Below are 6311 nucleotides of genomic sequence, written 5' to 3' on the forward strand. Positions count from 1 at the left end.
GCCACGCGCTTGCCCTTGAACAGCGGACCATCACAGTGCGGGCAGTAGGCCACGCCGCGGTTACGGTATTCCTGCTCGCCCGGCACGTTCATTTCACGCCAGCGCGCACCGGTCGCCAGGATCAGCGTCTTGGCCTTGAGCGACGCGCCGCTGGCGAAAATCACCTCGTGAGGTGCACCGTCCTTGCCCGGCACCAGTTTCTCGGCGCGCTGCAGGTTCATGATGTCCACGTCGTACTGCTTGACGTGCTCTTCCAGGGCGACAGCCAGCTTCGGACCTTCGGTTTCCTGTACGGAAATGAAGTTCTCGATGGCCATGGTGTCCAGCACTTGCCCGCCGAAACGCTCAGCCGCCACACCGGTACGAATACCTTTACGCGCCGCATAAATGGCTGCCGATGCACCGGCAGGGCCGCCGCCGATCACCAGCATGTCGAACGCCTGCTTGGCGTTGAGCTTTTCCGCCTGACGATCACTGGCGCTGGTGTCGATCTTGGCCAGAATCTCTTCCAGACCCATGCGGCCCTGGCCGAAGTTCTTGCCGTTGAGGTAAATGCTTGGCACAGCCATCACCTGACGCTCTTCGACTTCGGCCTGGAACAGGGCGCCGTCGATGGCCACGTGACGAATATTGGGGTTGAGCACCGCCATCAGGTTCAGTGCCTGGACCACGTCTGGGCAGTTCTGGCACGACAGCGAGAAGTAACTTTCGAACAGGAACTCGCCTTTCAGGGCAGCGATCTGTTCGATGACCTCGGCACTGGCCTTGGACGGGTGGCCGCCCACCTGCAGCAGCGCCAGTACCAGCGAGGTAAATTCGTGACCCATGGGGATACCGGCGAAACGCAGGCCGATGTCCGCTCCGGGGCGATTGATGGAGAACGACGGCTTGCGCGCATCGTTACCGTTGTCCAGCAGCGTGATCTTGTCCGACAGTGCATCGATGTCACGCAGCAGACCGAGCAATTCTTGGGATTTCGCGCCGTCATCAAGGGACGCGACGATCTCGATCGGTTGGGTGACCCGTTCCAGATAGGCTTTCAACTGGGCTTTAAGATTGGCGTCCAACATGAGGGCGATTTCCGTTTTGAGTGTTTCGAAGACGACAGTTGCCCGCCAGGGCACTGGGCCCCGCGTGAGCGAGATACTTTTGGAAACGATGAAACGAAAGCGGTCCGTTACGGAGGTGTCGCCATCGGGTAACGGATGTCGCGATCCCGCGGGAAGTGACCCGCGGGACACAGCTCGGGAAGCTGCTTAGATCTTGCCAACCAGGTCCAGCGATGGAGCCAGAGTGGCTTCGCCTTCTTTCCACTTGGCTGGGCAGACTTCGCCTGGGTGAGCAGCAACGTACTGGGCAGCTTTGACTTTGCGCAGCAGCTCGGAAGCGTCGCGGCCTACACCACCGTCGTTCAGTTCGACGATCTTGATCTGGCCTTCTGGGTTGATCACGAAGGTGCCACGGTCAGCAATACCGTCGGCTTCGATCAGCACGTCGAAGTTCTTCGAGATGACGTGGGTCGGATCGCCGATCAGCGGGTACTGGATCTTGCCGATGGTGTCCGAGGTGTCGTGCCAGGCTTTGTGGGTGAAGTGGGTGTCAGTCGACACACCGTAGATTTCCACGCCCAGTTGCTTGAACGCTTCGTAGTTGTCGGCCAGGTCGCCCAGTTCGGTTGGGCAGACGAAGGTGAAGTCGGCTGGGTAGAAGAATACGACAGACCACTTGCCTTTCAGATCGGCGTCGCTGACCGGCACGAAAGCGCCGTTGTGGTAAGCGGTAGCGTTGAATGGCTTGACTTGGCTGTTGATGATCGGCATCGGTGACTCTCCTTCAGGGGGTTGAAATCGTGTTTGAATTCGATAGGGAGCATCCTAAACACATGCTCGCCCGATAGCTCATTGGCAAACTGGATGCTAGTGATTGGTTTTGCCTATCGAAGCTACCCATAATAAAGAAGAATTGTGAACGAGGGGCAATGCTGCCGCGTTTTGTCGACTTTTCTCACGTCTGCACACACGTCCTCCTTACAGCCATGCCCTCGCACCACGGCTAGCATGAGGCCCGCTTTCGCAGATGAGATCAACCAGGTGACTATCAAAACCATCGTGGCCGACGACCATTCGGCCGTTCGACTCGGGCTGCGCATCGCCTTGGAGCGTGCACCGCGTTCACGCTTCAGCGTGATCGATGAGGCCGAGAATGCCAGCCGGGTCCTCGAATCGTTGCAGCAGCATGCCTGTGATCTGCTGATCACTGACTACCACATGCCCCAACAGCACGGTGGCGACGGCCTCGCCCTGCTGCGTCAAGTGCGTCAGCGCTACCCACGCCTGCCGGTGCTGGTATTGACCACGCTGGACAACCCCATGGTCCTGCGCGCCATTCTCGACAGCGGCGCGCGAGGCCTGTACGACAAGCAGGAGTGCCTGAGCAACCTGAGCACGGCGGCGCACAGCCTGATGCGCGGCAACAACTACCTCAGCGCCCGCTTCACCCGACGCCTGGCCGAGCACGAAGTGGAACACAGAGGTACCCACGAGCGACTGTCGACGCGCGAGCTGGAAGTGCTGAAGCTGCTGGTGGGCGGCATGAGCGGGCGAGACGTCGCTGCGCATCTGGATCGCAGCGAGAAGACCATCAGCCGCCAGAAACGCTGCGCCATGGAAAAGCTGGGCATCAGCCACGATGCCGCGCTGCAGGAATACGCCGCCGTGGTTGGCCTGCCGGACTGACCGGCAGGCCCAAGGCTCAAGCGTCTACCGGTGTACGCATGGTGACGAACTCTTCGGCGGCCGTGGGGTGCACGCCGATGGTTTCGTCGAACACCTGCTTGGTCGCGCCCGCCTTCAAGGCGATGGCCAGGCCCTGAACGATCTCGCCGGCATCCGGACCGACCATGTGGCAACCCAGCACCTTGTCGGTATCGGCATCGACCACCAGCTTCATCAGGGTGCGCTCCTGGCTGTGGGTCAGGCTGAACTGCATGGGCCGGAAACGGCTTTCGAAAATCTGCACCGAATGACCCAGCTCCCGCGCCTCTTCCTCGGTCAGGCCGACGGTTCCGATGTTGGGAAGGCTGAACACAGCGGTTGGAATGTGCCTGTAATCCACGGGGCGATACTGCTCCGGCTTGAACAGCCGACGCGCTACGGCCATACCCTCGGCCAAGGCCACGGGAGTCAGTTGCACCCGGCCAATCACATCACCCAGCGCCAGGATCGACGGTTCGGTGGTCTGGAACTGCTCGTCGACCTGGATGAACCCCTTGTCGTCTAGCTTCACACCGGTGTTCTCCAGCCCCAGGTTGTCCAGCATCGGCCGACGTCCGGTGGCGTAGAACACGCAATCGGCCGCCAACTCGCGGCCGTCCTTGAGGGTGACCTTGAGGCTGCCGTCGTCGAGCTTGTCGATGCGAGCGATGTCGGCATTGAACTGCAGGTTCATGCCGCGCTTGGTCAGCTCTTCGCTCAGGTGTTTGCGCACCGAGCCGTCGAAGCCGCGCAGGAACATTTCACCGCGGTAGAGCAAGGTGGTGTCGCTGCCCAAACCATTGAAGATCCCGGCGAATTCGACGGCGATGTAACCACCCCCTACCACGATCACCCGCTTGGGCAACTGCTCCAGGAAAAACGCCTCATTCGAAGTGATGGCATGCTCGCGCCCCGGCACGTCGGGGATCTGCGGCCAGCCACCGGTTGCCACAAGGATGTGCTCGGCACTGAAGCGCTGGCCGTCCACTTCGACCGTATGCGGGTTGACCAGGCGCGCATGGCCTTCGATCAGCTTGACGCCGCTGTTCACCAGCATATTGCGGTAGATGCCATTGAGCCGTTCGATTTCCTTGTTCTTGTTGTCGATCAGGGTCGACCAGTCGAACGAGGGTTTTTCCAGGCTCCAGCCAAAGCCGCTGGCATGGTCGAAGTCGTCGGCAAAGTGCGCGCCGTAAACCAGCAGCTTCTTCGGTACGCAGCCCACGTTGACGCAGGTTCCACCCAGGTAGCGGCTCTCGGCCACTGCCACCTTCGCTCCGAAACCTGCGGCAAAACGCGCTGCGCGCACACCGCCGGAACCGGCGCCAATCACGAATAAATCGAAGTCATAGCTCATGTTGCTCTCCTGGCACCTGCACGACCCGCCAACGGGCCGTAGCCATAAACAAGAACGCCGCTGTCCGAAGAGCAGCGGCGTCGATCATGCAAGCCGGTGAGGCGTCAGATGAACGCCTTGCCGGTTTTGTAGAAGTTTTCGAAACAGAAGTTGGTGGCGTCGATGTAGCCTTCCGCGCCGCCGCAGTCGAAACGCTCGCCCTTGAATTTGTAGGCCAGTACGCAACCGTTCTGGGCCTGCTTCATCAGGGCATCGGTGATCTGGATCTCGCCACTCTTGCCTGGCTCGGTCTGTTCGATCAGGTCGAAGATGTCCGGGGTCAGGATGTAGCGGCCGATGATGGCCAGGTTCGATGGGGCATCTTCGGGCTTTGGCTTTTCAACCATGCTGGTCACGCGATAGATGTCTTCACGAATCATGTCGCCGGCGATCACGCCGTACTTGTTGGTTTCCTGAGGATCGACTTCCTGAATGGCGACGATCGAGCAGCGGAACTGGTTGTACAGCTTGACCATCTGCTGCAGCACGCCGTCGCCTTCCAGATTCACGCACATGTCGTCCGCCAGCACCACGGCGAACGCCTCGTCACCGATCAGTGGACGACCGCTGAGGATGGCGTGGCCCAGGCCCTTCATCTGCACTTGGCGGGTGTAGGAGAAGGTGCACTGGTCGATCAGTTTGCGGATGCCGACCAGGTACTTCTCTTTCTCGGTGCCCTTGATCTGGGTTTCCAGCTCATAGCTGATGTCGAAGTGGTCTTCGATCGCGCGCTTGCCGCGACCGGTGACGATGGAGATCTGGCTCAAGCCAGCTTCCAGGGCTTCTTCGACACCGTACTGGATCAGTGGCTTGTTGACGATCGGCAGCATTTCCTTGGGCATTGCTTTGGTCGCTGGAAGGAAGCGAGTACCGTAGCCGGCCGCTGGAAACAAGCATTTCTTGATCATGTGAGTCCTTACAAAAGAGCAATGCTGACGAGGTACGGCACAGTCGGTTTCAGGCGTCGACTACTTCACAATGTCTGCCGCTGGCCAATTGATTGGTTGATAGAGAAATCCTGATGCATATAGTTCCACTGCAGGGTAAATATTGCTACATCGGTCGAGCAACGGAATTTTTCCTTGCACAACTACCCTTGCCGCTTGCCAGTGTATAGCATTGGGCCACCGCATAGCGGCCCCCTTGTCTACCTGAAGAATCCCGCCCCATGAACACCCTCCTGCGCACTACCCTGTCTTGCATCGCCGTGCTCGCCGTTTCGGCCTGCGCGAGTACTTCCCCCACCATTTTGAAGAACGGCCAACAGGGCTTGAACATCGACTGTTCGGGTCAGGCCATGTCCTGGGACAAGTGCGACGAGCAGGCAAGACTCGAGTGCCCCGGCGGCTACCAGACGGTAGCGACTCAGGGCGTGCCGCGACGTGCGGACGAGGCTGGGCTGGCGGATGCCGACCTGGGCAACTACCAGACCCGCAGCCTGGTGGTGATCTGCAAGTAGGATCGGCTCAGCCGGAAATGCATTTCTCGGCCGCCTGGCGCACGTCAGCCGGGCGCAGAGGCACATTGGACAGGCGCTCGTGTACCTTGATGCTGCTGCCGCCGGAACGATCGTCGACGATCAGCACGGCGGCCGGATCCTTGGAGAGTTTCTGCGGAACGATGATGCGATAGCCGTCGTGTTTCTGTTCGATCACCGACGGTCCGCGGCTGTCGCTCAACTGGGCGACCACACAGGTGGAATATTCCTTGGGGGTCTTGCCGGAAATCACACTCATGGTCTCGGGGCTTTTCTCGATGTCCGTCACGGTGGCACAACCACCGAGCATTACCACTGCCGTCAACCAGGCCCACTTCATGATGCATCTCCGTCATTAAATACCCTGTGACCGCAAGGTCATGAATTTGCTCCATGCATCGGTAGAATTTATCCGCGCTGCGATGCACATGATATCGTTGCGCTTTTTCGCGCACCTGTAACTGTGGAGAGCCCATGAAATTCGTTCACCAGCGCGAGCACCTCAATGAAGACGATCTGGTTGTCATCGAGTGCTCTCAGCGCTGCAACATCCGCCTGATGAGCGACGCCAACTTCCGCAGCTTCAAGAACGGTGGGCGACATACCTATCATGGCGGCGCGTTCGACACCTTCCCGGCCAAGATCACGGCGCCCAGTACCGGTTTCTGGAACATCACCATCGACA

The 6311-nt window shown here is 59.6% G+C and carries 8 protein-coding genes; 3 read left to right on the plus strand and 5 right to left on the minus strand.

The window, feature by feature from the left end; genetic code table 11:
* Both ahpF and ahpC read right to left on the minus strand, forming a co-directional pair.
* A partial coding sequence (gene ahpF / locus B2V21_RS16505) for an alkyl hydroperoxide reductase subunit F (RefSeq protein WP_286917427.1) occupies positions 1–1070 on the minus strand: 1070 nt, incomplete at its 3' end.
* Between the two features lie 186 nt (positions 1071–1256).
* Positions 1257–1820, minus strand: a complete 564-nt coding sequence (gene ahpC, locus B2V21_RS16510; protein WP_043189224.1) for an alkyl hydroperoxide reductase subunit C — start codon at positions 1818–1820, stop codon at positions 1257–1259.
* Positions 1821–2090: 270 nt separating this feature from the next.
* Between ahpC and B2V21_RS16515 the strand changes: the two genes are divergently transcribed.
* Positions 2091–2735: a response regulator transcription factor gene (locus tag B2V21_RS16515; RefSeq protein ID WP_286917428.1), complete on the plus strand. Its 645-nt coding sequence runs from the start codon at positions 2091–2093 to the stop codon at positions 2733–2735.
* Positions 2736–2751: 16 nt separating this feature from the next.
* On the opposite strand, the gene gorA is transcribed toward B2V21_RS16515, so the two are convergent.
* Both gorA and galU read right to left on the minus strand, forming a co-directional pair.
* Positions 2752–4110 carry a glutathione-disulfide reductase gene (gorA, locus tag B2V21_RS16520; RefSeq protein WP_286917429.1) on the minus strand — a complete coding sequence of 453 codons (1359 nt, stop codon included), beginning with the start codon at positions 4108–4110 and terminating at the stop codon, positions 2752–2754.
* Positions 4111–4214: 104 nt separating this feature from the next.
* Positions 4215–5057, minus strand: coding sequence for a UTP--glucose-1-phosphate uridylyltransferase GalU (galU, locus tag B2V21_RS16525; RefSeq protein ID WP_049859454.1), 843 nt, complete (start codon positions 5055–5057; stop codon positions 4215–4217).
* Positions 5058–5317: 260 nt separating this feature from the next.
* Here galU and B2V21_RS16530 point away from each other — a divergent pair, with 260 nt between their 5' ends.
* The gene (locus tag B2V21_RS16530) at positions 5318–5608 is read left to right on the plus strand and encodes a hypothetical protein (RefSeq protein ID WP_049859453.1); all 291 of its coding nucleotides are present in this window, start codon (positions 5318–5320) and stop codon (positions 5606–5608) included.
* Positions 5609–5615: 7 nt separating this feature from the next.
* Here B2V21_RS16530 and B2V21_RS16535 read toward each other — a convergent pair whose 3' ends face one another.
* Positions 5616–5966 (minus strand): hypothetical protein, encoded by a 351-nt coding sequence (locus tag B2V21_RS16535; protein WP_049859452.1) that lies wholly within the window; start codon positions 5964–5966, stop codon positions 5616–5618.
* A gap of 134 nt (positions 5967–6100) precedes the next feature.
* Between B2V21_RS16535 and B2V21_RS16540 the strand changes: the two genes are divergently transcribed.
* On the plus strand, positions 6101–6311 hold a 211-nt coding region (locus B2V21_RS16540), incomplete at its 3' end, for a DUF1883 domain-containing protein (protein WP_286917430.1).

This window comes from Pseudomonas sp. UBA6276 (genome assembly GCF_002438365.1).
In the GTDB taxonomy this organism is placed as follows: Bacteria; Pseudomonadota; Gammaproteobacteria; order Pseudomonadales; family Pseudomonadaceae; genus Aquipseudomonas; species Aquipseudomonas coleopterorum.

Bases quoted from the DNA above. Each gene is read 5' to 3' on its own strand.
- ahpC (WP_043189224.1), bottom strand. From the start codon at position 1,820: ATGCCGATCATCAACAGCCAAGTCAAGCCATTCAACGCTACCGCTTAC.
- gorA (WP_286917429.1), bottom strand. From the start codon at position 4,110: ATGAGCTATGACTTCGATTTATTCGTGATTGGCGCCGGTTCCGGCGGT.
- galU (WP_049859454.1), bottom strand. From the start codon at position 5,057: ATGATCAAGAAATGCTTGTTTCCAGCGGCCGGCTACGGTACTCGCTTC.
- B2V21_RS16530 (WP_049859453.1), top strand. From the start codon at position 5,318: ATGAACACCCTCCTGCGCACTACCCTGTCTTGCATCGCCGTGCTCGCC.
- B2V21_RS16535 (WP_049859452.1), bottom strand. From the start codon at position 5,966: ATGAAGTGGGCCTGGTTGACGGCAGTGGTAATGCTCGGTGGTTGTGCC.